Origin of the sequence: Allomesorhizobium aridi, from assembly GCF_043769475.1 — a bacterium.
In the GTDB taxonomy this organism is placed as follows: Bacteria; Pseudomonadota; Alphaproteobacteria; order Rhizobiales; family Rhizobiaceae; genus Allomesorhizobium.
The window spans coordinates 2,675,730-2,702,102 of sequence record NZ_CP171729.1; the positions used below are offsets into that span (position 1 = coordinate 2,675,730).

At 62.7% G+C, this 26,373-nt stretch carries 33 protein-coding genes and 2 pseudogenes; 10 read left to right on the plus strand and 25 right to left on the minus strand.

The annotated features are described in order from the left end of the window. The first annotated feature begins 39 nt into the window (after positions 1-39). Both ACG873_RS15195 and ACG873_RS15200 read left to right on the plus strand, forming a co-directional pair. The gene (locus ACG873_RS15195) at positions 40-330 is read left to right on the plus strand and encodes a type II toxin-antitoxin system RelE/ParE family toxin (RefSeq protein WP_394892778.1); all 291 of its coding nucleotides are present in this window, start codon (positions 40-42) and stop codon (positions 328-330) included. A gap of 2 nt (positions 331-332) precedes the next feature. Next, entirely contained in the window at positions 333-647 is a 315-nt protein-coding gene (locus ACG873_RS15200; RefSeq protein WP_394892780.1) for an addiction module antidote protein, read from the plus strand. Here ACG873_RS15200 and ACG873_RS15205 read toward each other — a convergent pair. Next, on the minus strand, positions 598-1,353 hold the full coding sequence (locus ACG873_RS15205) for a hypothetical protein (protein WP_394892781.1): 756 nt from the start codon (positions 1,351-1,353) through the stop codon (positions 598-600). The genes ACG873_RS15200 and ACG873_RS15205 overlap by 50 nt on opposite strands. Positions 1,354-1,363: 10 nt before the next feature. Further along, positions 1,364-2,479, minus strand: coding sequence for an endonuclease/exonuclease/phosphatase family protein (locus ACG873_RS15210; RefSeq protein WP_394892782.1), 1,116 nt, complete (start codon positions 2,477-2,479; stop codon positions 1,364-1,366). A 178-nt stretch (positions 2,480-2,657) separates the two neighbouring features. On the opposite strand from ACG873_RS15210, the gene ACG873_RS15215 reads away from it, so the two are divergent. Beyond that, complete coding sequence (locus ACG873_RS15215) at positions 2,658-3,206, plus strand: BA14K family protein (RefSeq protein WP_394892784.1); 549 nt, start codon at positions 2,658-2,660, stop codon at positions 3,204-3,206. Positions 3,207-3,270: 64 nt separating this feature from the next. On the opposite strand, the gene ACG873_RS15220 is transcribed toward ACG873_RS15215, so the two are convergent. From ACG873_RS15220 to ACG873_RS15245, 6 genes and pseudogenes are all read right to left on the minus strand, one after another. Then, the gene (locus ACG873_RS15220; protein WP_394892785.1) at positions 3,271-3,561 is read right to left on the minus strand and encodes a PilZ domain-containing protein; all 291 of its coding nucleotides are present in this window, start codon (positions 3,559-3,561) and stop codon (positions 3,271-3,273) included. Between the two features lie 169 nt (positions 3,562-3,730). Beyond that, the gene (ilvC, locus tag ACG873_RS15225) at positions 3,731-4,750 is read right to left on the minus strand and encodes a ketol-acid reductoisomerase (protein WP_394892787.1); all 1,020 of its coding nucleotides are present in this window, start codon (positions 4,748-4,750) and stop codon (positions 3,731-3,733) included. A gap of 74 nt (positions 4,751-4,824) precedes the next feature. Next, the gene (locus ACG873_RS15230) at positions 4,825-5,499 is read right to left on the minus strand and encodes a TetR/AcrR family transcriptional regulator (protein WP_394892788.1); all 675 of its coding nucleotides are present in this window, start codon (positions 5,497-5,499) and stop codon (positions 4,825-4,827) included. A 99-nt stretch (positions 5,500-5,598) separates the two neighbouring features. After that, entirely contained in the window at positions 5,599-5,976 is a 378-nt protein-coding gene (locus ACG873_RS15235) for a VOC family protein (protein WP_394892789.1), read from the minus strand. Between the two features lie 66 nt (positions 5,977-6,042). Next, positions 6,043-7,960, minus strand: a pseudogene (locus ACG873_RS15240) (potassium transporter Kup). Positions 7,961-8,066: 106 nt separating this feature from the next. After that, positions 8,067-8,808 (minus strand): annotated as a pseudogene (locus ACG873_RS15245) (pyridoxine 5'-phosphate synthase). 106 nt (positions 8,809-8,914) lie between these two features. On the opposite strand from ACG873_RS15245, the gene ACG873_RS15250 reads away from it, so the two are divergent. After that, positions 8,915-9,319, plus strand: coding sequence for an STAS/SEC14 domain-containing protein (locus ACG873_RS15250; protein WP_394892791.1), 405 nt, complete (start codon positions 8,915-8,917; stop codon positions 9,317-9,319). On the opposite strand, the gene ACG873_RS15255 is transcribed toward ACG873_RS15250, so the two are convergent. The 4 genes from ACG873_RS15255 to ACG873_RS15270 form a co-directional block, all read right to left on the minus strand. Further along, positions 9,320-10,447 carry an ATP-dependent DNA helicase gene (locus tag ACG873_RS15255; RefSeq protein ID WP_394892792.1) on the minus strand — a complete coding sequence of 376 codons (1,128 nt, stop codon included), beginning with the start codon at positions 10,445-10,447 and terminating at the stop codon, positions 9,320-9,322. Positions 10,448-10,572: 125 nt separating this feature from the next. Beyond that, positions 10,573-11,280 carry an RNA polymerase sigma factor gene (locus ACG873_RS15260; protein WP_394892794.1) on the minus strand — a complete coding sequence of 236 codons (708 nt, stop codon included), beginning with the start codon at positions 11,278-11,280 and terminating at the stop codon, positions 10,573-10,575. A gap of 21 nt (positions 11,281-11,301) precedes the next feature. Then, the gene (locus ACG873_RS15265; protein WP_394892795.1) at positions 11,302-11,817 is read right to left on the minus strand and encodes a plastocyanin/azurin family copper-binding protein; all 516 of its coding nucleotides are present in this window, start codon (positions 11,815-11,817) and stop codon (positions 11,302-11,304) included. Beyond that, positions 11,814-12,236: a DUF5602 domain-containing protein gene (locus ACG873_RS15270; RefSeq protein WP_394892796.1), complete on the minus strand. Its 423-nt coding sequence runs from the start codon at positions 12,234-12,236 to the stop codon at positions 11,814-11,816. Before ACG873_RS15270 ends, ACG873_RS15265 begins: the two co-directional genes overlap by 4 nt. 317 nt (positions 12,237-12,553) lie before the next feature. On the opposite strand from ACG873_RS15270, the gene ACG873_RS15275 reads away from it, so the two are divergent. From ACG873_RS15275 to ACG873_RS15295, 5 genes are all read left to right on the plus strand, one after another. Continuing rightward, a complete protein-coding gene (locus ACG873_RS15275; RefSeq protein ID WP_394892797.1) occupies positions 12,554-12,763 on the plus strand; it encodes a cold-shock protein in 210 nt (69 codons plus the stop codon). Positions 12,764-12,880: 117 nt separating this feature from the next. Then, on the plus strand, positions 12,881-13,096 hold the full coding sequence (locus tag ACG873_RS15280) for a hypothetical protein (RefSeq protein WP_394892799.1): 216 nt from the start codon (positions 12,881-12,883) through the stop codon (positions 13,094-13,096). Next, positions 13,096-13,473, plus strand: coding sequence for a hypothetical protein (locus tag ACG873_RS15285; RefSeq protein ID WP_394892801.1), 378 nt, complete (start codon positions 13,096-13,098; stop codon positions 13,471-13,473). Before ACG873_RS15280 ends, ACG873_RS15285 begins: the two co-directional genes overlap by 1 nt. A 23-nt stretch (positions 13,474-13,496) precedes the next feature. Continuing rightward, positions 13,497-13,688, plus strand: coding sequence for a hypothetical protein (locus ACG873_RS15290; RefSeq protein ID WP_394892803.1), 192 nt, complete (start codon positions 13,497-13,499; stop codon positions 13,686-13,688). 76 nt (positions 13,689-13,764) lie between these two features. Next, on the plus strand, positions 13,765-14,079 hold the full coding sequence (locus ACG873_RS15295) for a YkgJ family cysteine cluster protein (RefSeq protein WP_394892804.1): 315 nt from the start codon (positions 13,765-13,767) through the stop codon (positions 14,077-14,079). On the opposite strand, the gene ACG873_RS15300 is transcribed toward ACG873_RS15295, so the two are convergent. The 12 genes from ACG873_RS15300 to ACG873_RS15355 all read right to left on the minus strand — a co-directional run bounded on the left by ACG873_RS15300 (position 14,076) and on the right by ACG873_RS15355 (position 23,297). After that, positions 14,076-14,612, minus strand: coding sequence for a hypothetical protein (locus ACG873_RS15300; RefSeq protein ID WP_394892806.1), 537 nt, complete (start codon positions 14,610-14,612; stop codon positions 14,076-14,078). The genes ACG873_RS15295 and ACG873_RS15300 overlap by 4 nt on opposite strands. 195 nt (positions 14,613-14,807) lie before the next feature. After that, complete coding sequence (locus ACG873_RS15305) at positions 14,808-15,191, minus strand: nitrile hydratase accessory protein (RefSeq protein ID WP_394892807.1); 384 nt, start codon at positions 15,189-15,191, stop codon at positions 14,808-14,810. After that, complete coding sequence (nthB, locus tag ACG873_RS15310; RefSeq protein WP_394892808.1) at positions 15,178-15,837, minus strand: nitrile hydratase subunit beta; 660 nt, start codon at positions 15,835-15,837, stop codon at positions 15,178-15,180. The genes ACG873_RS15305 and nthB overlap by 14 nt, the downstream gene beginning before the upstream one ends. Next, positions 15,834-16,451: a nitrile hydratase subunit alpha gene (gene nthA, locus ACG873_RS15315; protein WP_394892809.1), complete on the minus strand. Its 618-nt coding sequence runs from the start codon at positions 16,449-16,451 to the stop codon at positions 15,834-15,836. The genes nthB and nthA overlap by 4 nt, the downstream gene beginning before the upstream one ends. A 48-nt stretch (positions 16,452-16,499) precedes the next feature. After that, the gene (locus tag ACG873_RS15320; RefSeq protein ID WP_394892810.1) at positions 16,500-17,096 is read right to left on the minus strand and encodes a LysE family translocator; all 597 of its coding nucleotides are present in this window, start codon (positions 17,094-17,096) and stop codon (positions 16,500-16,502) included. A gap of 114 nt (positions 17,097-17,210) precedes the next feature. Further along, positions 17,211-17,783: an acetolactate synthase small subunit gene (gene ilvN, locus ACG873_RS15325; RefSeq protein WP_394892811.1), complete on the minus strand. Its 573-nt coding sequence runs from the start codon at positions 17,781-17,783 to the stop codon at positions 17,211-17,213. A 207-nt stretch (positions 17,784-17,990) separates the two neighbouring features. Further along, positions 17,991-19,778, minus strand: a complete 1,788-nt coding sequence (locus ACG873_RS15330) for an acetolactate synthase 3 large subunit (protein WP_394892812.1) — start codon at positions 19,776-19,778, stop codon at positions 17,991-17,993. 231 nt (positions 19,779-20,009) lie between these two features. After that, on the minus strand, positions 20,010-20,933 hold the full coding sequence (locus ACG873_RS15335) for an arginase family protein (RefSeq protein WP_394893531.1): 924 nt from the start codon (positions 20,931-20,933) through the stop codon (positions 20,010-20,012). Between the two features lie 47 nt (positions 20,934-20,980). Then, positions 20,981-21,400, minus strand: a complete 420-nt coding sequence (locus ACG873_RS15340) for a VOC family protein (protein WP_394892814.1) — start codon at positions 21,398-21,400, stop codon at positions 20,981-20,983. Positions 21,401-21,425: 25 nt separating this feature from the next. Continuing rightward, positions 21,426-22,325: an alpha/beta fold hydrolase gene (locus tag ACG873_RS15345; RefSeq protein WP_394892815.1), complete on the minus strand. Its 900-nt coding sequence runs from the start codon at positions 22,323-22,325 to the stop codon at positions 21,426-21,428. Positions 22,326-22,419: 94 nt separating this feature from the next. Beyond that, positions 22,420-22,728 carry a hypothetical protein gene (locus tag ACG873_RS15350; RefSeq protein ID WP_394892816.1) on the minus strand — a complete coding sequence of 103 codons (309 nt, stop codon included), beginning with the start codon at positions 22,726-22,728 and terminating at the stop codon, positions 22,420-22,422. After that, a complete protein-coding gene (locus ACG873_RS15355) occupies positions 22,725-23,297 on the minus strand; it encodes a helix-turn-helix domain-containing protein (protein ID WP_394892817.1) in 573 nt (190 codons plus the stop codon). Before ACG873_RS15355 ends, ACG873_RS15350 begins: the two co-directional genes overlap by 4 nt. Before the next feature lie 160 nt (positions 23,298-23,457). Here ACG873_RS15355 and ACG873_RS15360 point away from each other — a divergent pair, with 160 nt between their 5' ends. Then, on the plus strand, positions 23,458-25,287 hold the full coding sequence (locus ACG873_RS15360; RefSeq protein ID WP_394892819.1) for an ATP-binding protein: 1,830 nt from the start codon (positions 23,458-23,460) through the stop codon (positions 25,285-25,287). A 204-nt stretch (positions 25,288-25,491) separates the two neighbouring features. Here ACG873_RS15360 and ACG873_RS15365 read toward each other — a convergent pair whose 3' ends face one another. After that, a complete protein-coding gene (locus ACG873_RS15365; protein ID WP_394892820.1) occupies positions 25,492-26,283 on the minus strand; it encodes a GGDEF domain-containing protein in 792 nt (263 codons plus the stop codon). Positions 26,284-26,373: the final 90 nt, after the last annotated feature.

Consider the following 26,373-nt stretch of genomic DNA (forward strand, 5'->3'; position numbering starts at 1 on the left):
GAACTTGAATAGCGATGCGATGTAAACTATAGTTCACATGTGATCGAAGTCCGGCAGACGACCACATTCTCAGTTTGGGTGAATGGTCTCCGGGACTCCGAGGCCAGGGCGCGCATAGCGTCCCGTATCGACCGTCTGACCCTTGGCAATTTCGGCGATTCGAAATCGATCGGCGAAGGCGTAAGCGAACTTCGGATCAACTACGGACCGGGATATCGACTTTACTTTACCAAACGCGGCTCCGTGATCGTCATTCTTCTCTGCGGTGGCGACAAGTCCAGTCAGAGTCGCGATATCGCAAGAGCCAAAGGGCACGCGAAGGAGATTTGAGGATGGCTCTCGAAACGACCAAATGGGATGCGGCTGACTATCTCGACAGCCCCGAAACGATCGCAGCTTATATCGAGGCCGCGCTCGAGGATGGTGATCCGGCGCTCATCACCATAACACTCGGCAGCGTCGCCCGCGCCAAAGGCATGTCCGAGATCGCCAAGAAGACGGGCGTGACGCGCGAGGGTCTCTACAAGGCGCTGAGCGCGGACGGCGACCCCAAGCTCACGACGTTCCTTAGCGTGATCAAGAGCCTCGGCCTGCGGCTCAGCGTGAAGCCCGCAAATGAAGCTGACGCGAAAAGCGACGCGGCTTAATTCGCGAGAAGTGCCAGTCGATCATCGGCGGCATGTGCGGCATGAGGCCGTCCGGCAAGTCGCGGGCGTTGCGGATGACGACCGGTTCTTCTATCTCGGGCTCACTCTCGCCGACGACGAAATCGCGGATGCGTGAAGCGATTGCGTCAGCCGCCTCGTCGAGAAAATAGCGTCGGAAGATGACGGTGCCGCGCTCGGTCGCAAGGACGTAGTGACGCGCGCCGCGGCGCGCGCCGGAGATGTCGAGGCCGGTTTCCTCCCTCACCTCGCGCACCATGTTGCCGTGTGCATCGACCGCGCCGTCCGGAAAATCCTCCGGCTCGAATGACCCCGCCGCGAAATAGACGCGGCCGGCATTGACCGTGTGCGCCGCCATGCGGATCGCCACCAGGGCATTGTCCTTCGTCACCAGCATCGGATGCGCGAAGGCGTGCGCGGCGGTAGCGACGCGGTCCTTGCGCCAATAGAGGAAGGTCGAATAGCCGACCGCATGGCAACGACCGTAGAGCCGTCCGCCGTCGTAGCCGAACTCCGACAACAGCACGACGGTGCCGTCGAAGAGTGCCGGCTTGGCGGCGATCTCGCGCTGCCAGTTTTCGGCAATCGCATCCTCCCTGCCCACCTCAAAGGGGTGCTGCGCTGGATCAAGCCGAACATCGATTTCGTCGACCGGCAGGATGACGCCGAGTGGCAGGGTGAAACTCAACGGGCGCCCCTCAGGCGACGTCGAGCGTCACGACCACCGGACAGTGGTCGGACGCCTTCGGCCGGTCCCAGCCGGTGCGCGGGTAGCGTCCGGTCTCCTGCCCGGGCGGGAAGATCGTGCGGTAGGGCTGGCCGCCGCGGATGATATCGGGCAGCACGTGGGCGTTGTGCCGCGCCAGCGCCGGCGACAGGAGAATGTAGTCGAGCTGGCACAGATGCCGCTCCTCCGGCCCGCGTGTATGATAGAGCGTCCAGCGATCGAGTTCGGGCCGCCTTTCGACGATGTTCTCCGCGAAGCCGTCGGCCACGAGCACGTCCACGCTGGTCTCCACGGTCTCGTCGACGACTTCGAACTCGTATCCGCCATGGTCGTTGCCGCCGATCACCACGCGCTGGCGGTAATCGTTCATGTCGCCGCAGATGGCCCAGTGGCGTTTGCCTGAGTGATCCTTGCCGAAGCGGTTTTCGATGATGCGGCGCACCGCCGAAGCTTCGGCCACCCTTATCGGCATTGAGGAATCCCGGCCGGGAACGCCGTTGCGCGGCGAGCCCATCGACTTGAAGTGCACGGAGTAGACCGTCAGCGGCTTGCCGCCAACCTTGACGTCGATCTCCAGGCAGTCGCGCCGGAAGATTCTTTCGTGCGCCTCGTTGCCGAGTTCCGAAAGCAGCGGGTTGTGCAGCCCGAAATCCTCGAACGTGACATGGGCGTGGCTGGTCATGCGCACGAATTCGATCGGCTGGCCGTCCTCCGTTTCCTCCCGCATCATCACCGCCACGTCGATGCCGCGCGTGTCGTTGCCGGTGCTGGCGTATTTGTTGCGGTAGCCATGCCCGACCATCTTGAACAGATAGCCGTATTCGAAGGCCTTGAGCGCCTCCATGTTATCGATCTCCTGCAGGCACAGGATGTCGGCGCGGGTCTCGGCTATGGCCAGCGCGGTGAGTTGGCGCATGTCGTCTGCATGCGCAATGGCGCGGCCCTGTTCAAGCAGCCGGTATTCGGCCTCGTCCTTGATCTGGAACAGCGCCAGCGTCCGGTCCTGGTGAAGATGGTTGCGAAAACCCGAATAATCGAACCTGTTCATCAGGTTCTCGACATTGAAGGTGGCGAGGCGCAGCGACATGCGGCGAGCTTTGCCTGCTCGGCGGGACAATGACAAGGGGCCGTGGCGGCGGACACGGCCGCTGCCGGTTCGGGAACCAAATCTGTTCATCCCCCGTTCATCCATCGAACGGCAATCTGCCCTTACTCCGTCGAAAAATGGGGCGTGGGGCCGACCGTTTCGTTTCTGGAGACAGACAATGACACCGAAACTTTCGTCCTTGCTTCGCTCGGGCCTGATCGCGCTCGGCGTCGCGGCAGGCGTTTCAGCTCCCGCCTTTGCGGTTCCGATCACCGCGGGCCTGAACCCGGCAGCTGTGCCCGCGGCCCAAGACCGCGGCACCGGCATTATTCTCGTACAGAGGGAATTCCGCGGGGACGGCCGCTACTCTCGCCGAGGGGATGGGCGACGCTATTGGCGCCGTCACGGGAGAGATGGTGATCGCTGGCGCGACCGGCGTCATTGGCGGGACGACGATCGCTGGCGCGACCGTCGCCCATGGCGGCGGAACTGGCGCCGCGATCGAGGTCCGAGCATCTACCTCGACTTCTCCTTCCCGGCCTACCGCTACTATGAACCGCGTTATTACGCGCCGCGCTACTATGCGCCGCGACGGGTATATCGCGGCGGCCTGTCGAGCGCCCATGTACAATGGTGCTACGACCGCTACCGGTCCTACAGAGCCTACGACAACACCTTCCAGCCCTATAATGGTCCGCGCCAGCAGTGCTGGTCGCCCTATAGCTGACAGGGTTCGACATTCGATCCAGATGCAAAACGGCGCCTCCGCAAGAGGCGCCGTTCTTGATTTCCTATTCGAATTCCACTCCAAGCGCGGCCATCGACCGCCAGCGCACGTGCGCCCTGCGAAACGTGTCGTTGCCGGAGATCAGCACGTCGAACTGTGTTGGAAGCGAAAACGTCTCGGCAAGCGACAGCAGCGCCCCGTCCGTAGACTGATTGCGAACGACACATTCAAAGGCGCTAAACCCCCTGTTGAACGTCAGCGTAGCGCCCTTCAGCACACGACGGCGCAGCGTCGCCCGCCGTTCGGAGAATACTTGCCCGTCGATGCCAATGGATTTCTCGGTGATCGGGTTCATGGCACACCTCCTCGGTTAGCAAGGTGGGCGATGCGAATTGCGTGCCACGCAGGCTGTGCCACGTCGGCACAGGCGGTCCGAGGGGGACAGTTTACTTTTTGCCGCCCGCGCAGATGCGCAACCGCCCCGCCCGTCTGCGGCAAGAAAGTAAGCTGTCCCCGCAGTTCCCTTAGTTCTTCGCCTTGTCGACCAGCTTGTTCTTCGAGATCCACGGCATCATGGCGCGCAGCTTCTCGCCGACTTCCTCGATCTGGTGCGAGTCGTTCATGCGGCGGATGCCCTTGAAGCGGGCGGCGCCAGAACGGTATTCCTGCATCCATTCCGACGTGAACTTGCCGGTCTGGATGTCCTTCAGCACGCGCTTCATCTCGGCCTTGGTTTCGGCGGTGATGATGCGCGGGCCCGAGACGTATTCACCCCACTCGGCCGTGTTGGAGATCGAGTAGTTCATGTTGGCGATGCCGCCTTCATAGATCAGGTCGACGATCAGCTTGACCTCGTGCAGGCACTCGAAATAGGCCATTTCCGGCGCGTAGCCGGCTTCCACCAGCGTCTCGAAGCCGGCGCGGATGAGCTCGACCAGGCCGCCGCACAGCACGACCTGCTCGCCGAACAGGTCGGTTTCGCACTCTTCCTTGAAGTTGGTCTCGATGATACCGGAACGTCCGCCGCCGACGCCGCAGGCATAGCTGAGGCCGAGTTCAAGCGCGTTGCCCGAAGCGTCCTGGTGAACGGCGACCAGGCACGGCACGCCGCCGCCTTTCTGATATTCGCCGCGCACTGTGTGGCCGGGGCCTTTCGGCGCGACCATCAGCACGTCGACCGTCTTCTTCGGCTCGATCAGGCCGAAATGCACGTTGAGGCCATGCGCGAACGCAATCGCCGCGCCGTCGCGGATGTTGGGGGCGATCTCGTCGCGATAGATGTCGGCCTGAAGCTCGTCGGGCGTTGCCATCATCATCAGGTCGGCCCACTTCGCGGCTTCCGCCACGCTCATCACCTTGAGGCCGTCGGCCTCGACCTTCTTGGCGGTCGCCGAGCCTGCCTTCAGGCCGACCGCGAGTTCCTTGGCGCCGGAATCCTTGAGGTTGAGCGCATGCGCCCTGCCCTGGCTGCCATAGCCGATGATGGCGACCTTCTTGCCCTTGATCAGATTGAGATCGGCGTCACGATCGTAATAAACGCGCATGTTGTTTCCTTCCTTTGAGTTTGGTTTAAGTCGAATTTTGTGGTGCGTCCTTCGAAGCTCGCTGCGCTCGCACCTCAGGATGAGGGATGCTTGTGCTTGCGTCCCTCATCGCGACTGTCGTTTGCTCCATAAAGCGCCAGAAACTGCCGCGTCGCCAAGGCCGCGTCGCGGCCGATCTCCGCCTCGGTCAGTTTCAGCCGGTCGCCGAGCAGCAGCCTGATCTGTACGTCGCGGGCAACCAGCCCGAAAAAGCTCCGGAAAGCGGTCTCGGCGTCGTCGAATGCGAGCAGGCCCTTGTCGCGCGCCGCTTCCAGCACCGGTTTCAGCCGCCGCGCCAAGGCTATGCGGCCATTTTCGAGCACGATTGCGCCGAGCCCGTGGCCATCCGACCCGGCGCGGGCGATCGCCACGCGGTTGAGCGCGATCGAGGTCTCAGAAGAAATCACGCTCAACCAGTCGGAGGCAAAACCGTCCAGGCTCGCCGTCAGCGACGGCAGGTCAATGCGGGCGCGATCGACCGGCGCGACGCGCACCTTCGACGCCTGCCACTGAACTGTCGCGGTGAGCAGCCCGTCGCGGTCGCCGAACCATTTGTAGAGCGTTTCCTTGGAGCAGCTGGCGCGCCGCGCGACGGCCGTCATGGTCAGCCGGTCGCCTTCCTCGACGAGCAGGCGCAGAGCCGCGTTCAGGACGTCCTTTTGACGATCCGTCAGCCCGCCGCCGCCATCGATTTCAAGGCTTGCCTGCATATCCTGCCCACGTTCGGCAGATCGTAAACTGCCGTACCGTACGTTACGGTTCGGCTCTATGCCGCATATTTTGCCGCAACGCAAGCGCCGTCCGGACAGTCAGCGCCGTGCCGGCTCGAAAAGCTCGATGGCGTTGCCGGAGGGATCGTCGAGCAGGATCTGCTTGCCGCCGTTGCCCACAATGATGTCGCTGCGGAACCGGCATCCCTTCGCCTTCAAATCCGCAACCATCGCTTCCAGATCGTTGCATTCGACCTGAAAGCGGTTCCAGCCGCCTGGCGCGGGCGTTGCGCCCTCCGGCATCGCCTGGCCTGCCCCGCCGGCTCCCGGACGGTTCAGAAGCAGCCTGAGGTCGCCGCGCGAAAGCGCGGCAAAACCGGGCGCGGGATGAAAATCGACGCTGAAGCCGAGCATGTCACGATAAAAACCCATCGCCTGCTCGACATCGTTCACGATATAGCGGATCGCAACAGCCATGGCCTCCTCCGTAGTTGTCGCCGTAGACATAGCGCGGCGTTCCGGCTTTGTCAGGTTGGCCAGGTGCTAAACGGTAACCTGCGTGCCCACTTCGACCACGCGCCCGGTCGGTATCTGGAAATATTCGGTGGCGTCCGAGGCCATGCCGGCAAGGCCGATGAACAGCTTGTCCTGCCATGTTGGCATGCCGGAGTTCGGCGAGGCCTTCAAGGCGCGTCGCGACAGGAAGAACGACGTCGTCATGATGTCGAATTTCCAGCCCTGCTTGCGGCAGATGGCCAGCGCCTTCGGAATGTTGGGCTGTTCCATATAGCCGAAATTCAGCGTCACCCGCATGAACAGGTCGTTGATCGGTTCAATCCTGGCGCGCTCGCTGTCCGGCACCGTCGGTTGCTGCGCCGTCACCACCGACAGGATGACGTTCTGCTCGTGCAGAACCTTGTAGTGCTTCAGGCTGTGCATCATCGCGGTCGGCGCGCTTTGCGGATCGCTGGTCAGGAAGACCGCCGTGCCCGGAACCCGATGCGGCGGCTTCTTCGCCAGGTTTTCGGCCAGGAAATCGAGCGGGACCTCGTTCTTGCGCGTCTTTTTCGAACAGATAGCGCGTGCCCTTGATCCACGTGCTCATGATCAGCGCCATCCCGGCCGCCACGAGGATGGAAACCCAGCCGCCATCGGCGATCTTGACCGCGTTTGCCAGGAAGAAGCCCGTATCGACGACGCCGAACACCAGCGCCAGCGCCAGTGCGTACGACAACCGCCATTTCCACAAGCGCCGCATGACGACGAACAGCAGGATCGTCGTCATCAGCATCTCGCCGGTTACCGAAATGCCGTATGCCGATGCCAGCGCGCTGGATTCGCCGAATCCGACGACCAGCAGCATGACGCCGAGGGCCAGCAGCAGATTGACGCGCGGCATGTAGATCTGCCCGGACTGGGTTTCGGACGTATGCAGAATGGAAATGCGAGGAAGAATGTTGAGCTGGACCGCCTGCCGCGTCAGCGAAAATGCACCCGAAATGACCGCTTGGCTGGCAATGACGGTCGCCGCCGTAGCGAGCACCACCATCGGCACCAGTCCCCAGGCCGGCAGCATCTGGAAGAACGGGTTCTGCGGCGTGCCGCCATGCGCAAGCACGAACGCGCCCTGCCCGAAATAGCTGAGCAGCAGGCTTGGAAAGACGATGGCGATCCAGGCGAGCACGATCGGCCGCCGTCCGAAATGGCCGAGGTCGACATAGAGCGCTTCGGCGCCGGTGACTGCGAGGAACACCGCGCCGATCGTGACGAACGCCACTTCCGGCTGGCTGATGAGATAAACGACCGCATAATAGGGATTGACCGCGAACAACACCGTCGGATCGTCGGCGATATGGGCCAGGCCGAAACCGCCGATCGCCAGAAACCACAGCCCGGTAACCGGACCAAATACAGTGGCCACCCTCCCCGTCCCGAAGCGCTGGACCGAGAACAGCGCCGCCAGGATGACCAGGGTTATCGGCACGACGAAGGGGTCGAATGCCGGCGTCGCCACCTTGAGGCCTTCGACTGCAGACAGAACGGAAATCGCCGGCGTGATGATGGCGTCGCCGAAGAACAGCGCCGCGCCAATGACCCCGATACCGAGGATTGCCTTCGACCAGTTGGGATTGCTGGCGCGCGCAAGCGCCATCAGCGACAGAGTGCCGCCCTCGCCCTTGTTGTCTGCTCGGAGCACGAAGACGACGTATTTGATCGTGACGATCAGGGTCAAAGCCCAGACGATCAGGGACAAAACGCCGAGCACGTCAGTCCGCGTGACCATTGCTCCACCGGACGAAGCATGCAATGCCTCGCGGAACGCATAAATCGGGCTGGTGCCGATATCGCCATAGACGACGCCGAGAGCGCCCAGGATCAGAATCCTGGTGTTCTCCGAATGACCACTCGACGGGGGCGATTCCGAAACTTCTGCCTCACCGCCAATTTTGGCATGGGCCATTGTCAACACTCCGGTGAAGCGGGCGGTCCTCTACGATTGCTGCAGCGCAATAGCAAATGCTGCTTTGGGATGGCTGCTCGGGACGGCCATGCACGTGTTGCATAGCTTACCAGCCGCAGGCCTTCAGGAATCTCCGAACGGTTTCCGCCATGCCGTGTTCCAACGCGTCCGCCGTCAAACCATGCCCGATCGACACCTCGGCGAGTTGCGGAATGCGCCTGGCGAGCGCCGGCAAATTGCTCACCACGAGATCGTGCCCGGCATTCACCCCCAGCCCGGCGACGATTGCGGCATCGGCGGTTTTGCCCAATCTTTTCCAGCTCTTTGGCAGCTTTGTTTGAATCGGAATGGAAGCTGCCATAGGGGCCTGTATAGAGCTCGATGCGATCCGCACCGATGTCGCGAGCGACCGCAACGCCGTCCGGATCCGGATCGGAAAACAGCGACACGCGTATCCCGCTTTTCTTCAACCGCTTGACTATCGGGGTCAGGAACGCTGCGTTCGCGGCAAAGTTCCAGCCATGATCCGAGGTTGCCTGAGCGGGATCGTCCGGCACTAATGTCACCTGCTCCGGCTGGTTTTTTTCCACAAGTTCGAGGAACTCCTCGGCCGGATAGCCCTCGATGTTGAACTCGGCCTGCGGGAACTCGTCATCGATCAGCGCGCGCAGTTCCGGCAGGTCGGAGTAGCGCGTATGGCGCTGGTCTGGCCGCGGATGCACCGTCAGACCATGCGCGCCGGCGGCGAGTGCAATGCGCCCCAGGCCGGCCACGCTCGGCCACGGCAGGTCGCGCCGGTTGCGCAGCATGGCGACGGCATTCAGATTTACGGAAAGCTTGGCGGGCATGGGCGTCTCGACCTCGTTGCAGCGCTTCTATAGCCGCTCCGGCGGGAACTGACACGGCCATTTATGTGTTCCAGTGCAAGACCGACTTCCCTCGAAAGGACGCCGCATGCATCCGCTCGACCCCGTGCCGGCCATCCGCCGCATCGACACCGACCGTGATGATCTGTGCGCGCTGGAGATCGTCGGCCATTTCACCGCGGCCGATCTCGAAAATGCATACGGCCTGCTCGAGGGCGCATACGCCGGGCACGACAAGATCGATCTTCTAGTCCGCGTCTCCCGCTATGAGGGCTTCGACTGGAGCTCCGCGTTCACCGATACCACGATCCGCGGCAAGACTCGCGCACTGCGCCATATCCGCAAATATGCCGTGGTGGGAGGGCCAGGATGGTTGCGCACCGTGATCGGCATATTCGGGCCGCTCACCTCCATCGAAACCCGCTATTTCGATGCCGATGAGGAAGCGGCGGCATGGGAATGGATCGACGCTAGGCCCGTCGTCACAGCATGATCAGCGAACGATCGTCAGCGTCTGCGCCGCCCGTGTGATCGCGGTATAGAGCCAACGCTGACGGGTGTCCTTGAACGCGTAGCTTTCGTCGAACAGCACGATGTCGTTCCATTGCGAGCCCTGCGCCTTGTGCACGGTCAGCGCATAGCCATAGTCGAAATCGTCGAAGCGCTTCTTCTGGGTCCACGGAATGTCCGCGTCCGGATCCTCGAATGCCGCCTTGAGCAGCTTGATCTTGGCGACGCCGCGATCGGGATCGTCCTCCTCCGGCGAGACCAGCAGGTTGATGCCCGGCTTCACCGTCTCGCGCGACGAGGTCATCACCTTCCACAGCGAACCGTTGAGCAGCCCCTTCGCCGGGTCATTGCGCAAGCAGACCAGCTTGTCGCCGGCCTGCGGGTAGCTCGCCGTGAATCCTTTCAGCTCGCGAAGCCGGTGGTTGTAGCGCTTGCGCGTGCGGTTGGTGCCGACAAGTACCTGGTCGGCGGCGAGCACCAGTTCCTGCGTCACCTCCTCCTTGCCGATCACTTTTGCCGTGCCGTAGTCGCCGCGCATGAATTCGCGACCCTCGCGCACGTCGAGCGCCAGTCGGATGATCGGGTTGTCGCGGGCCTGCCGGTGGATTTCGGTCAGGAGGATGTCGGGTTCATGCTCGGTGAAGAAGCCGCCGCCCGAAATAGGCGGCAGCTGCGCGGGATCGCCGAGCACCAGAACCGGCGTGCCGAACGACAGGAGGTCGCGGCCAAGCTGCTCGTCGACCATCGAGCATTCGTCGATGATGACCAGCGCCGCCTTCGAAATCGGGCTCTGCCGGTTGAGCGCGAATGTCGGCGACATCGAGGTCTTGCCGGTCGTCTCGTCGGCCACCGCCTCTTCGCCGCGCGGCCGGTAGATCAGCGAATGGATCGTCCGGGCGTTGACCGCGCCCTTGGAGCGCAGCACCTGCGCCGCCTTGCCGGTGAAGGCGGCGAATTGCACCTGGCCGTCGACATGTTCGGCGAAATAGCGCGCCAGCGTCGTCTTGCCGGTGCCGGCATAGCCGAACAGCCGGAAGACCTGCGGCCTGCCCGACTTCAGCCACCGCGCCACCGCCTTCAGCGCGTCATCCTGCTGGGGAGAAAATTCCATCCGGTTGACTGACAGGATTCGGCAATGAAGGGCAAGGGATTTGGGTTTCGGCGTCCATTTTCAGGCCGCGAAAAGTCTTGGTTCCCTTTGCCAGCTCCCTCGGCTGCGGCGCTCCAGCACCGCGGCTAAGACTTGTCTACGCTCCGCAATCTGTCGATCACCCGGTCGGCCATCCGTTCGCACCGCGCCCCGTCGAAGGGGAAAAGTTCAGAAAACGTCGCCGAGACCTGCTTTTCGACCGCCAGTCGCATCAGGCGGCGCGCCCGGTGGAGCCGCGTCTTCACCGTTTCCGGTTTCAGCGACAACTGGCTCGCAGTGTCTTCCGTGCTCCTTTCTTCGATGTCGCGAAGGATGAAGACGAGCCTGAAGGGATCGGGTAGCTCGTCGACGGCCTTTTCGAGGAGATCACGCACCTGCTTGCGGGCGAGCTCGGCGTCCGCACCCGGCGGCTTCAGCGAAATCGGAAACATGATCACCGAGCCTCCATTGGCGCTGTCGGAAATATCCAGTTCCGCCAGTTCGGCGGCAGGCCGCCGTTTTCGCGCCCGTCCGAGCGCCTCGTTGAGGGCGATGCGGGTGAGCCAGGTCGAGAACCGCGAATTTCCCCGGAAAGAATCGAGCTTGGTGAAAGCGCTGACATAGGTCTCCTGCACGATGTCTTCGGCCTCGGCGTCGTCGCGCACCACGGCGCGGGCAACCCGGAACAGGCGCCGGTTGTTGCGCTTGACGAGCAGGCGGATGGCATTTTCGCCGCCTTGCCGGGCGATTTCGACAAGCTCCTCGTCGCTCAGCCTCTCGAGATCAATTTTGGGGTGGGCAACCGCCAAACTCATGTCGAGACCTCCATTTCCCTGTCACCCACGCCGCACGATGCCTTTGGCGACGATCTCCTCGATCTGCGGAAAGCCATTCAGCGCGACCGCAGGCAAGGGCGTCAAGCCTGCCGCTTCCGCGGCGGCTTCGACCGCCGGCGGGTCTCCGACGACGATGCGGCCTACCATCCCGGCGTGCTCGTGCGGCACACAATAATAATCGTAGACGCCTTCTTCGTCGAAGCGCAGGGAAAACGTCTCGTCCGGCAGCAGATAGTCCGAATTCCAAGGCTTGGCTTTAGCCGGAATGCGCCGGGGACGCTCGAATATCTCCGGATGGTAGGACGTGACCGTATGCGAATTGCCTCGGTCTTCGTTGACCCACCGCACGATCTGGCCCGGCTCTATGTGCAAACCGATGGGGTCGAACCAGACATGCGAGCCGTCAGCCTTCCCCTGCATGACAATTTCGATCGGGGCCGCGACCGCCGGCCTGGCCAGGAAGGCGGCGAGGATACCCCCGCCGGCCTCCAGCACGCGCCTGCGCGTCAGGATCATTGCGCGACCTTCGCCTCGTCGGCCGCCGGGACATGCCACAGCACGACATGGACATGCGGCTCCTCGACGCCCGGATGGCCGGCATTGTAGTAGACGTCGACATGGTCGACATTGCCGCCGGGCGCGGCCAGGTCCTCGAAGCGTTTGTCCGGATTGAGATCCTTGACCGGCAGCATGTAGATGCTGCTGACCAGCGCGCCATCATGGTCGTAGGCCAGGAACGGCCCGGCAGGCAGGCTCGCCGGATCGACGAAGAGCTGGCCCATTCCCGGCAGGAAATCCGGCAGCTTGACCAGGCTGCTGACGGCCTTGAACGCGCCGGCCGGCGGCGACTTGGCGACCTCGGCGGGAACATCATGCGCGAGCGCGGTGAGCGAGCCGGCGAGCAGTATGGCGAGCGCGGCGGGAATGAGTTTCATCTGACGATCTCCTGGACGAATGCCGCCGCTTCATGCGGCGACCTCAACCATTGGATGGAGGTTTTCCAGAAAAGTTCCCGGAAATCGCGATCGACGGATCGCCCGCTTCGCGTTAGCCGGAACGCCACGCAAAACCAAAAGTTGACATCTGCGATTAAGAAGACTACATACGCTCAATCGATATTTGCTTGTCTGAATTTTGTTTATCTGCGCGCCTAACGCGCCCTTGACGAACCTCTCCCTTCAAAAATCGAGACTAACGCCCGTTGTGCATTCGTGCGGCGGTAAACTAATATATCTATGGAAAGGGGTTCATCATGAGCACCGGCACAGTTAAATGGTTCAACGCCACAAAAGGCTTCGGCTTTATTCAACCTGACGATGGCGGCCAGGACGTATTCGTCCACATCTCGGCTGTCGAGCGCGCTGGAATGCGCGATATCGTCGAGGGCCAGAAGCTCGGCTACGAGATGGTGCGCGACGCGAAGTCGGGCAAAATGTCGGCCGATCAGCTTAAAGCTGCTTAAATCGGCATTCAGCCTCTCCGATGACCACGGATGTACTGGCATCGTCGAGAGGTGAATGTCACAGGGAGGCCGGGCTTTTTTGCCTGGCCTTTTTCTTTTGATCGATGGATATAGGATGTGACCGAGAACTCGAAGAAATCCCGCGATCAGGCTGAATCGTTTTTCAGCAAAACGCAGACGCAGTCCATGGCGCTCAATCGCATCATTTCGGAACACGACGCCGTCAGCCAGGCGCGCGAAGAAAAGACCGCACGCCTGAGAGAACTGCGCCTGGAGAAGGAAGCCGAAGAGCTTGCCGCCGCGCCTGCTCCAAAACGCAAGGGCAAACGCTGATGGCGAGGCGCGCGGTTCTGGTGTCGATGGCCACGGATTCGACCATCGCCGATGTCGTGCAAACGCTCGACAATCCGGTGGAATATGTCCGGCGCATCCTCGAGAAGCTGGAACGCTGCCGGCGCGCCCATGGCGACGCCCAGGTGCGGATCGGCGTGCGCGGCCGGGTCGAATGCCCGAACTACCTGATCGAATATGCGGTTCACGATCCCAAGACCAACCAGACCTCGGTCCATCCTGATGCCGCCTACAGCGGCAGCACGCATCGGGAGCTCGCTCCCAGGCATATCGAGGAGACCAGAAACTGGTCGCCCGAGGAAATGAATATTACGGCCGTTTCAGCGCTGATCGGCCGCCTTCGCAACCCGCGCGACTGATATCTGTCAGTTGAGGATCGACCATGGCCATAAAATTCACCGTCAAGGACGAACCCAAAGCGGCTGCGCCGGTCAAGGCCGCCAGGAAAAGCTCGGCGGAGGCTGACGGGAACGGCCCGGATGGCACAACGCACGAGGTGCCGCCTGCCGCGGCCGTGGGAACCGATCTCTTCAACGCCGAGCCAGTAGCGCCGCGCAAACGCCGCAAGAAATAACACCTTGCAGGAAACGCACCCGAACCGGGCTTCTTTGCCGGCGGTCGGCCCGCGTACGCGCTTGACCGAGCCTCCGTTGAGCGACGGCTTCGACTGCAACGCCTGCGGTGCGTGCTGCTCCTACTCGTCCGCATGGCCGAGATTTTCCACCGAACCCGATTCCCGGCTCGACCAAATCCCCGCCGAACATGTATCCCGCGACGAAAGCGGCATGCGCTGCGACGGCGCGCGGTGCTCGGCGCTTGTCGGCAAGGTCGGCAAATCGACGTCGTGTTCGATCTATGAGATCCGTCCCGACGTCTGCCGCGCCTGCGTGCCGGGTGGCGGCGACTGCCTCATCGCGCGCCGGGCGCTGGGCCTGCCGGACAGACAGACGGCGCTGGGGATCTAAAACTTCTTCTTTACCGAGAGTATGGCGCCGAACTCCTTCGTTCCGGTGACCTCCGACTGGCCGCGCAGCACCGTCACGTCGAAATGCTTCAGCGGCCCCAATTCGGGCCGCAGGTCGCGGTCCCAATGCTCTACGATCTTGCTGAAATCGTACAGATTGTTGGCCTTGTTGTCGCGCGCGGGCGCTATACCGATGGTGTCAATATGGGCATTGCAGAGGCTGTCGCCGATCTGGATGTGCATACTCGCGCCGAGTCCGATCTCGCGGAAACTCGACTTGAATCCGCTGCGCCGCGCGACACAGCCAGCCAGGAACCCGAACAGCGTATCGGGAGCGTCATAGCCGAACCTGGCGCTGTCGATGATGCTGAGCAGGAGCTCCTTGGTTCCGCCCCTTTCGCAAATGAAATCGAAGCCGACGGGATTGTTGGCGGTTATCTTGCGCGTTTCCTTGACATGTTTGCGCAACGGCACCCCTAGGCGTTCGGCGTGGGCATATACCTGCTCGACGGCTTTCGCTTCCTTGTCGTCCATCTGCATGCTCCAAATCTCGTTTAGCGGGTTTGAGCTTGCCGATCTCGAGAGGGAGCTTGCGGCAAGGAAGGCTGCAATGCATGCTGATCTTGCCCGGCCGATTGGCAAGGCAATAAAATTCAAATATAGCATACTATTTATCTGTGTAAAACGGGTTTGCGACGGCGTCTAAACTGCCGCGTCAAGCAATATTGCTTACGCCCTGGAGTTGCGCTCCGGATCGTTCTCCAGCAGGATCGGCTTGCCGTGCGGCGTTGCATGCGCGGCACGATGCCAGGCGGCGGCGAGCGCGTCGATTTCGCTCCCGCCGGCAATACCCTTTGCGGCAAGCAGCTTTTCTAATGCCTGCAGCCATCGTCCGTAGTAGTCGCTGCCGTCCGGCGCGGCGTCGGAACTTTTTACTTCCGCCGACAGCGCGTCCGCCCATTCGCTCCACGAAAACAGCCCGCGCTCGTTGAGCGCCACAACCATGGCGAAGGCTTCGGCTTGCCAGGGTTCAGCGAAAACCGGAGCATCCGCAGGATCAGCTGCCGCGCCGGGTTCCGCGAAGCGGAGCGGTCCGGCCTCACGCCGGCTCAAGATAGCTCTCCCAGGCATCGATCGAGACCGTCAGCGTCGGATCGGCTCCCTCGCCCCAGATTTCCGCGGCTGAGAAGACAACCGTGTAAACCCGCTGCGGGTTTTCGCCGTCCCCATGCGCATTGCTGTCGGGAAAGACAAAACCGTCGCGCACCGTCTCGACCACGCCCAACTTGCCGCGCGCATAGCGCGGCAGCCTCGTGTGTCCGGTCGGGTGAAAATTCTTCGTCCGCACCCGGTCGCCCGCCTTGAACCGCGGCGGCGCATCGACCGGCCGGTCGCATGGCCCGCCCTTGGCCAGAACCGCCGCGACATTTTCGGCCGTCAGCACGCGTTTCGGCGTCGTTCCCGCGCCCTGCGCCTTGCCCGCGGCCAGTTCTTCGTCCGTGACGAAACCGTGGCGCTTGAGCAGCGTTTCCAGCGCCTTGATCCAGATTTCATAGTAGCTTGAGGAATAGTAATCGGCCGGATGCAGCGATTCCCGTGCGTGACGGCTCTCGTCGATGGTCCAGTGGCCCATCGCGCCCGCTGTCAGCGTGACGCCAAGCGCCTGCTTCTCCCATTCGGCGTGGAAATACGGCTCGTCCTTTTCCGGCGCGACCGGCCCGAACCCCATCTGCCCACCGAGATCATGCGGCCCGTTCATGGCGCGTTTGGCTCCAGCGCCAATCCTGTGCCGATCATGGAATCGCGTGTCACCAACCCGGCGAGCCGCTCCTCGCTCCAGCCTTCCGTGCCCTCTGGCCGCAGGGGAACCACGAGATAGCGAAGCTCGGCGGTCGAATCCCAGACGCGGATTTTTGTCTCCGCCGGCAGCGACACGCCGAATTCGGCGAGCACGCCGCGCGGATCGATCACCGCTTTGGAGCGATAGGGCGGCGACTTGTACCAGACCGGCGGCAGGCCGAGCACCGACCATGGATAGCAGGAGCACAGGGTGCAGACGACGAGATTGTGCGTGTCGGGAGTGTTGAACACCGCCTGCATGTGCTCGCCCTGCCGGCCGGTGAAGCCGAGCGAGGCGATCGCCGCCGTCGCTTCCTTCTTCAGCCACTCGGCGTAAGCGGGATCGCTCCACGCCTTCGCGACAACCTTCGCGCCGTTGCGCGGGCCGATCTTCGTCTCGTAGGCCTCCACGATCGCATCGATCGCCGCCGGGTCGATCAGCCCCTTCTGGGTCAGGATCGTCTCCAGCGCCTTGACCCGCGCGGCCATCGGATCGAGTTCGTTGTCGTGATGGTGATCGTGATCATGGGACATACGCAGAAAACTAAGCCCCGCGGGCCAGGCGCGCAAGCAGGCCAGGCCTCATCGAAGCATCGGCCACAGCGTTGCGGCGAGGAGCACGCCCATGACGATGTTGAACCATTTCAGCCTGACCGGATCGGAAAGAAACCCGCGCAGCGCCATGCCGAAGCCGGCCCAAACCGACACCGACGGCAGATTGACCAGGGCGAACGCGACGGTAACCAGCAGCATCGACAGGAACGGCGCCTGCGGATTGGTATAGACGGCCATCGCCGTCACCGCCATCACCCAGGCCTTGGGATTGACCCATTGGAAAGCAGCGGCTTGCAGGAAGGTCATCGGCACGGCCTTCGCCTCGCCCTTCGCCGCCATCGATCGCGACATCGCGATCTTCCAGGCGAGATAGAGCAGATAGGCCCCGCCGGCGATCTTCAGCGCCAGGTCGAGCGCCGGATAGGCCTTCAGCACCGCGCCCAAGCCCAAACCGACCCCGAAGAGCAGCGTGGCAAAACCGGCGGCAATGCCGAACATGTGCGGCACCGTGCGCCAGAACCCGAAATTCACGCCCGAAGCCAGCAGCATGAAGTTGTTAGGCCCCGGCGTCACCGAGGTGACGAACGCGAAGATCAGAAGGGCGAAAAAGACTTCGGGGGACATGGATCGCGTCGTCCGTATTTCAGCGGTGTTGACCTATAATGATGGATTTTCTACCCAGCCAAAGCAGCCATGGCCATCAGGCGCTTGTGCCAAAGTTCGGCAGCGCTTCTGCCATCACATCCCCTGCGGGCCGCGGTTCATCGCGGCCACGCCGGTGCGGCAGACCTCGACCAGGCCGAGTGGCTGCATGATTGCGATGAACTGCTCGATCTTCGACACTTTTCCTGTGATCTCGAAGATGAAATGCTCGGTGTTGGCGTCAATGACATTGGCGCGGAACGCTTCGGCGAGCCGCAGCGCCTCGACCCGGGCATCACCTGTGCCCGATACCTTGACCAGCGCCAGTTCGCGCGCCAGCGGCTTGTCCTGGCCGAGTTCCAGCGCGCGGACGGAAAGATCGACGACGCGGTGCACCGGCACGATGCGCTCGAGCTGGTGCTTGATCTGCTCCAGCACATGCGGCGTGCCGCGCGTCACGATGGTAATGCGCGACAGGTGCTTTTCGTGCTCGGTTTCGGAAACCGTCAGGCTCTCGATATTGTACCCTCGGCCGGAAAACAGCCCGATAACCCGGGCAAGTACGCCCGGCTCGTTGTCGACCAGAACCGACAATGTGTGGATTTCTGGCTTTTCCGTCTCCTTGGCGATGAAGTAGGCGGAGCCGGTCGGTTGAAGGTGGGCGCTCATGATTTCTGTTGCCTGTTGCTAGCGAGCGTTTTCTGTCCGGCTGCCTTGCTGCTCGCTTCCGACGCTTGCAGCGCTATCGAACCGTCTGGATTCGACCGGAATTCGATCAACGTGCCTGCCACCCCTCCGTGTTTCTCGCGCAACGGTTTAGGGACGATCAGGCGATTTCCTTTTCGTATGGTCACGCGCATTTCGCTCTCTTTCCCCTCACACCAGCTCCCGCCCCTTCGCGTCGATCGCGTTCGCCACCGCCTCGTCGGTCGCCTCGTCGGGCAAGAGCATTTCGTTATGCGCCTTGCCCGAGGGGATCATCGGGAAGCAGTTTGCCAACGCGACCACCCGGCAGTCGAAGATGACCGGCTTCTTCACCGAGATCATTTCTTTGATTGCATCGTCGAGGTCGCCCGGCTTTTCGCAACGTATGCCGTGGCCGCCATAGGCTTCGGCGAGTTTGACGAAATCCGGCATCGCCTCGGTGTAGGAATGCGACAGCCGGTTGCCGTGCAGGAGCTGCTGCCACTGCCGCACCATGCCCATATACTGGTTGTTCAGGATGAAGATTTTTATCGGCGCGTCATGTTGCACCGCCGCGCTCATCTCCTGGATCGTCATCTGCACCGAGGCGTCGCCGGCGATGTCGATGACGAGCGCATCGGGATGGGCGATCTGCACGCCGAGCGCCGCCGGCAGGCCGTAGCCCATCGTGCCCAGTCCGCCGGAAGTCATCCAGCGGTTCGGCTTCTCGAAGTGAAAGTGCTGGGCCGCCCACATCTGGTGCTGGCCGACTTCGGTGGTGATGTAGGTGTCGAGATGCTTGGTCAACTCGTAGAGCCGCTGCACCGCGTATTGCGGCATGATCACCTCGTCATTGGGCGTGTAGGCCAATGAATCGCGGGCGCGCCAGCGGGCGATCTGTTCCCACCAGGGGTAGAGCGGCTTCTTGTCGGCCCTTGCCGTAGCGCGCCACAGCCGCACCATGTCCTCGAGCACGCGGCCGACATCGCCGATGATCGGCACGTCGGCGCGGACGTTCTTGTTGATCGACGATGGATCGATGTCGATATGGATCTTTTTCGAGTTCGGCGAAAAGGCGTTGAGCCGTCCGGTGATGCGGTCGTCGAAGCGCGCGCCGATGCAGATCATCACGTCGCAATCGTGCATCGCCATATTGGCTTCGTAGGTGCCGTGCATGCCGAGCATGCCGAGCCAGTTCTTGCCGCTCGCCGGATAAGCGCCCAGCCCCATCAGCGTCGAGGTGATGGGAAAGCCGGTCAGATCGACCAGTTCGCGCAGCAGGTGGCTCGCTTCAGCGCCGGAATTGATGACGCCGCCGCCGGAATAGATGACCGGGCTCTTGGCTTCCATCATCAGCGCCACCGCGGCCTTGATCTTGTCGAGGTCGCCCTGGACCTTGGGTTGGTAGCTGGTGCGCGGCGCCGTCTGCGGCGGCGTGTACATGCCCCTGGCGAACTGAACGTCTTTCGGCACGTCGACGACCACCGGCCCGGGCCGGCCGGTCGTGGCGACATGAAACGCCTCGTGCAGGATGCCCGCCAGTTCGTTGACGTCCTTCACCAGCCAGTTGTGCTTGGTGCAAGGCCGCGTGATGCCGATCGTGTCGCATTCCTGGAACGCGTCCGAGCCGATCAGCGAGGTCGGAACCTGACCGGTGATGCAGACCAGCGGGATCGAATCCATCAGCGCGTCCTGCAGCGGCGTCACCGCATTGGTCGCCCCAGGGCCGGACGTCACCAGCATCACGCCGGCCTTGCCCGTGGAGCGTGCATAGCCCTCGGCCGCATGGCCGGCGCCCTGCTCGTGGCGCACCAGAATGTGCTGGACGTCGTCCTGCTGAAAGAGCTCGTCGTAGATCGGCAGGACCGCGCCGCCGGGATAGCCGAAGAGATGCTTGACGCCGTTGTCCTTCAGCGCCTGCACGACCATTTCGGCGCCGGTCATTTCACGCCGTCCGGTTTCGTCCTGTCGGTTGCTCATCGGTCTGTCCCGTTCTTGTCGCCTTGGGCGATTGATGGTCGTGTAGTCTTGTTTCGGCCAATAAAAAAGGCCCCCGAGGGAGCCTGTGTCTTGCGCATGGGAGGTTTCCGCCCGGCGGTTACACCGCCTTGCCCACGCGCTTTCCTACTACGAGAATGAGTGTCGTCTTCATGGGCGCGGAGACTAATTGCGCGAAAGGCATGGTGTCAATGGGAAAGTGCGGCATGTTGTTCACTCTCCCAGGCGGGCGGTGGCGTCTCGCAGCAGCGAAACAATCAGTTGGGCGTAAGCGCCGTCCGGGTCGAGGTCAGGATCGAAGATCGTCATGTCGAGGCCGAGGCAGCGCGGGCTGCTTAAGAGGCCTCGGAGCAGGATCGACAGATCGTTCGGATCGATGCCCGGGCTTCCGGGCGAGTCCACGGCGGGCATGAGGGCCTGATCTAGGACATCGACGTCGAAGTGGACCCAATACGGCAGATCGAGGCGTTTCAGGGCTTCTTTGATATCGGCAAGCACAGCCTCCCCGCCGCTGTCGCGGGCGGTAAACACGTCGATACGCGTGATGGCGGTGTCGTTGACATCGGGCCAGGCAAAATCCGGCTCGCGGGCTTCCCGCTCGCCAATCTGGATGACGCATTCGTCCGGCACCAGCGGCGCCGGCACGTTCGGCCACTCGGTGAGGAGTTTTTCACCTCGTCCCGTTGCGAGCGCAAGGTCCATTCCCGCAACCGATCCCAGGATAGCGGACGGATCGTAGTTTCCGGGATGCCGGAAGTCGCTGTGGCCATCGATGTGAACGAGCGAAACGGGCGTCATTCTCCGTACACCCGCCAGCGCGCCCAAAAGGATGGAGCAGTCGCCGCCGACGACAATCGGGAATTCCTCCTTCCTCAACGCCGAGAAGACCGCATCAGCGAGGATGAGATTGAATGTTCGGATGGCATGGCCGTTGCGCAGCCGTGTGCCGGCCTGCTCTCCGCTTTCATACCTCGGGCGGGGAAGATCGACGACACGCGCAGGCGACAGGGCATCGAGGAGGCCTGCCTTAGTGAGGGCCTCAGGGGCCCGCCAAGTGCCCGGTTCGTGGCCGGGCCGCAGCGGCCGCAAGCCGAGGTTCGAGGGTGCTCGTATGAGAACGGAGTTTCTGGGCAGCATATTGCTCAATTCTTCACCGCATTGGGTTGCGAGGACCCCAAACCAGGTTAAGCCTCATGTATCCATGGCGCATACGAAATGCCGACGATCGCTCCTTCCGTCGTTTGGAGCCGGGCGACGGTCTGGCCCCACGGTTCGGTCCGCGCGCCATGCAGCAGCGCGTACCCTTTTTCCTGAAGCTCCTGCGCGGCGGCAGCGACGCTGTCCAGGTCTTCGACTTCGAACTCGATACACGCTTGCGGTATCGGTCGATGCACCGGCCATTCGCGGGTGCCGAAGCATGCTTCGGCAGCCTGCGAAAGCGGCCATACGCCAAAGTGTTTGCTGCCGCCAATGTTCTCACTGAAGTAATAGTCGTCGCCCTCGTGGCGCTTGAGTGGCAATCCCAGCGCATCCATGAAGAGTTTGCGGCTCTGCGCTGGATCAGGCGCGATGATGGCCATGCTTGAAATGAACAGGATCTTCATGTGACACTCCTTTCTGCAGGCGGTGCTATTGTCCTGGTTTTATTGTGAGGAAGCGGCCGAGAGCGTCCGCAGTCTCTTCGGGCATCGCTTCCGGAAAAAAGTGGCCGCCTTCGAGCTTCCTCCCTTGAACGTCATTGGCCCATGCCTGCCAAAGCGCGATCGGCCCGGACTCTGCCGCATACCAGGTATCGATTGGCCCTCCGGCGCTCCAAAGGGCGAGCAGCGGGCAGACGATCCGGCGCCCGTTGCTCAGATCGGCTCTGTCATGCTCGCGGTCGATGGCCGCTGCTGCCCGATATTCCTCGCAGATAGCGTGGACGTGCGCGGGATCGCGAAGAGCGTCGACATAGGCTGCGCGGACCGCCGCGGGAAATGTGTTCGGGGAGGAGCCCCATTCTGCGAGCGCATTGTCGATAATGGCTTCCGGGACGGCCGTCAGAATACGCTCGGGCAACGGCTCGGACTGGGCGAGCAGCGACCACGGCCAGAAGGCCAGTGCAAGCCGTGCGTCGGCCCGTTCCCACGTCGTCTCCGTCGGCAGGATGTCGAGAACGGCAAGGCGGTCGACGCGATCGGGATGGTCGAGCGCCATGCGATAGGCGACGCGGCCGCCGCGATCGTGTCCGGCGACCGAGAAGCGCTTAAATCCAAGCCGCTCCATGACGGTCACCATGTCCCGCGCCATGGCGCGCGTGGCATACGGCGCATGATCCGGCGCGGAAGCCGGGCAGCCGCTCCGTCCGTAGCCGCGAAGATCGGCGCAGACGACCGCAAAATTCCGGGCCAGCAGCGGCGCGACCCCGCGCCACATCAAATGCGTCTGCGGAAAGCCGTGCAGCAAGAGGACCGGCGGCCCTGACCCGCCTGAGCGCAGGAAGATCGTTGTCTCGCCGGTTTCAATCTCGACGGTTGCAAAGTCGTCCATCGGTCTGGCTCGTTCCTTGGGACGAGGCCGGAGCAGCGCGGCCTGCCCGCACAACTAGCGGATGGACGAGCCCTTTCCACGCGGTTGTCGAAATTCATACCGGGGCACTGCGCCTTCGCCGCCTCCGCGCCGCCTTGATTTCCGCGATGCGGCTCGCATCTTCCGGCTGGAGATGCCGCCCACGCTCCAGTATCTCCAGCGTGTATTCCTCGTAGGTGAGCCCGATCCGCTCGGCGCGTTCGAGCCGCATCAGCATCACCTGCTGGCTTGGTGCTTTCCAGGCCTTCTTGTGAGCCGCCTCCCAGCACAGGAAGACGAACGCATCGCCCTTGCCCCAGCGCGGGCCGGTGTAATCGTCGAGCGGCGGCCCTCCATTGTGATTGCGCCGAAGACGCCGAGTCATTGGTTGCCCCGCATCAGCGCGACGAGATAGATCGCGGCAGCAGGTCCCGGCGCATGAAAAGTGCAGTTGGCGGGTGGGCCGAGCGCCAGGCAGTCGCCCGCCTCCATGACATGGACGATGTCGCCTTCGGCAAATTCCAGGCGGCCTTCCATCAACCAGATCTGCTGGCGGATGAAGGCGTAGGACGCCGCAGGCAGGCTGACCTTTGCGCCGGCGGGCAGTTCGATTCTGATCAGTTCGAGCGGCATGTCGGATGCCGGCGAGAGGTGACGGCGGACATAGCCTGTCTCGGGATCCCGCCAAACCGGCTGGTCCTTCGCGCGAAGCAGGCCGCCGCCGCGCAGTTCGGCCTGGGCAATGAGTGACGACAAGGTCATTCCGAACGCCGAAGCGATGCGCACCAGAAGGGCCGCGGTTGGGCTGGTCCCCTTGCGCTCGATGGCGCTCAGCATGGCCTTCGAGACCCCGGAGCGCTTAGAGAGATCGGCAAGCGACCACCCTCGTTGCGTCCGCTCCGCGCGTATCCGGTTGGCAATGCCGTCACCAATGTCGTCTGATATACCGTCCATTTGGGCAATATAGAGGAACATCCGTTTGCGTAAAGTCGCGTTCGATCGAATTGCGGCGGCTCCCTTAACCGCGCCTATACCATCCCGCATCACGCGACCTTAACCCGACGCGCGTACGGTTCGACGGCAGAGGGATTGTCGGGGGCGAGGGTCCATCCAGATGTTTGCAGAGCGGGAAAAATCCGCCGGTGAAGCCACGTCGCAGGAGCGCCGCGACGCAGCGCAGAACGATGCTCGAATTCTAGGTCACGTCGTGCAGTGCGATGGCGCGCGCGCGACGATCAGCGCGTTCGCCGATACGGGCGACGGCGCCGTCACCGGGCTCTGGACCGTCGGCAAGATGATCTCCATCAATCTTGGGTCGTCCCGTACGGTTGGCCTCGTCTACGGCATTGGCAAGGCCGATGGCACTTGGCACAGCCAGGAGCAGAACGCCATCGAGGTCAGCGTGGAGCTGATCGGCGAGGTCCGCGACAGCGTCGCGCCGGCAAAGCCCGTCTTCGACCGCGGCATCACCGCCTATCCTCATATCGGTGCGGTCGCGCACCGCATCCGCAACCGGGATCTCCAGGCGGTCTACGATCTGGCGGGGCGCCATTCGGTAACGATCGGAACCTTGTCTCAGGACGAGACGATCGACGCCTGCATCGCGATCGACGACACGCTTGCCCGCCATTTCGCCGTAGTTGGCACCACCGGCGTCGGCAAATCGACCGCGGTCTCGCTGCTGTTGCGCAAGTCGATCGAGGCGAGGCCTGATCTCAGGGTGCTGATCCTCGATCCGCACAACGAATTCGCCGCCGCCCTGCCCGACAACAGCGTCAAGGTCGACACCTCGACGCTCGACCTTCCCTTCTGGCTTTTCCGCCTCGAAGAATTCGCCGAGGTGCTGTTCCGGGGCCGAGAGATCGTGCCCGAGGAACTGGACGTGCTGCGCGACCTGATCCCCGCCGCCAAGAACCTCTACCGCAACCCGGGCGCCGGAACCTTCATCCGCCGCGGCGGCGATTCGCTGACGGCCGACACGCCGGTGCCCTACAGGATCGCCGACCTCATCAAGCAGATCGACGAGCGCATGGGATTGCTCGAGAGCAAGGACTACCGTCCGACCTACCGCTCGCTGAAGACGCGCATCGAATCGGCCATCAACGATCCGCGCTACCGCTTCATGTTCGCCTCGCGGCTGATCGAGGACACGCTTCACCAGACCATCGGCAACATCTTTCGCATTCCCCATGGCGGCCGGCCCATCACCTGCTTCGAAATGGCAGGCATGCCGTCCGAAGTGGTCAACTCGGTCTGCTCGGTGCTGGCGCGGCTGGCCTTCGACCTTGCGCTGTGGAGCGAAGGCAAGCTCAAGCTTCTGGTGCTGTGCGAGGAGGCGCATCGCTACATGCCTTCCGACCCGCGCCTCGGCTTCGCACCGACCCGGCACGCGCTGTCGCGCATCGCCAAGGAAGGCCGCAAATATGGCTGCTATCTCGGCGTCGTCACCCAGCGGCCGGGCGAACTCGATCCGACCATCCTGTCGCAATGCTCCACTGTGTTCGCAATGCGCCTCGCCAACGAGCAGGACCAGGCGATCATCCGTTCGGCAATTGCGGACTCCTCCGCCTCGACCCTCTCGTTCCTGTCATCGATGGGCCAGCGGGAAGCGATCGCGTTCGGCGAGGGCGTGGCGACGACCATGCGGCTGAAATTCGAGCGGCTCCCAGCCAACCTCATTCCCGGCAAGCGCCAGGATCTGGGTGTAGCTGCCGGCGATGGCGGAGATGTCGACCTGGTCATGATCGTCGAACGTCTCAGGAACGTGCCCAAGCCACAGCAGAATCTCGGATTCGCCGAACCGGTGGATGCGCAACGCCAGGCCGGCGATTCAGGCTACCGCAAGCCCCCTGCCGAGACTGCCGCGCCACCTTCCGACGAGGATCTCGATGTCAGCTTCGGCCTAAAGCCGAGCACATTCGGGCTGCGCCCCAAGACTGGCTGAGGTGAAGCCATTCGGAGCGGAAAAGACCAATAGGTTCAGTAGCTTGCCTTCAGGTATTGCTGTCTGAACAGACCCTGATGCCCTCTCCGTCGCGGCATGAAGTCAGAGCCTGTCCCGACATGTCAGGCATGTACAGAGACGCAGCAGAACAACGGAGAAATGCGGCCAACCTTCAAGGCTGCGGCTGCCGGCGAAATCCAGCTCTCAGGCGCTGACGCGGTTCCGGCCTTGCCGCTTCGCCTGGTAGAGCTGCTTGTCGGCGCGCCGGAAGAATTCCTCGGCGCTTTCCTTGCGGTCCCACACAGCCAGGCCCACGCTGGCGGTGATCTTGAGCCGCACATTGCCGGATAGGATCGGCATGACGGCGATGCCCTTGCGGATGCGCTCGGCCAGCCTGACGAGCATGTCGTGGTCCATGTTGGGCGCCACGACGGCGAATTCCTCGCCGCCCAGCCGCGCCACCACGTCATGGTAGCGCGTCATATCCTTCAGGCAGCCGGCAACCGCCCGCAGCACCTCGTCGCCGACATCATGGCCATGCGTGTCGTTGACCTGCTTGAAATGGTCGAGATCGAAGATCATCAGCCCGACCGGCTTGTCGATACGGCGGAACTCGTCGAGATATTCCTTCAGTGCATCGTCGAAATAGCGCCGGTTCTGCATCCCGGTCAGCCCGTCGGTAAGGGCCGCATGTTCCAGCGTCTCCGAACGCGCGCTCAGCGAAACCGTCATGGCGCGGAGCTTGCCCTCTTCCTTGACCTGGGTGCGGATCAACGGGAAGATGAAGAAGATGCCGAAAAACAGCGCGGTGGCCAGGAGCACACCGGTGGCGAACAGCAATTTCGATAGATAGGCGACGCTTTCTCTGCCTTCCGGCTGGTATATCGCCTCGGCGCCGTCACGAAGAACGTCGTAAGCGTGCAGAATCACGAGTCCGGCCGCGAGAATGACGGCGATGAACACGAAAAACGCCGATTCGGACTTGTGGAACCGCATTTGCTCCCCGTTAGGCGGCCTTGACTTTCCGTTATGGCATGGGCCGCCTTACGGACGGTTAACAGAAACAACTTCAGCGCGAAACTAACG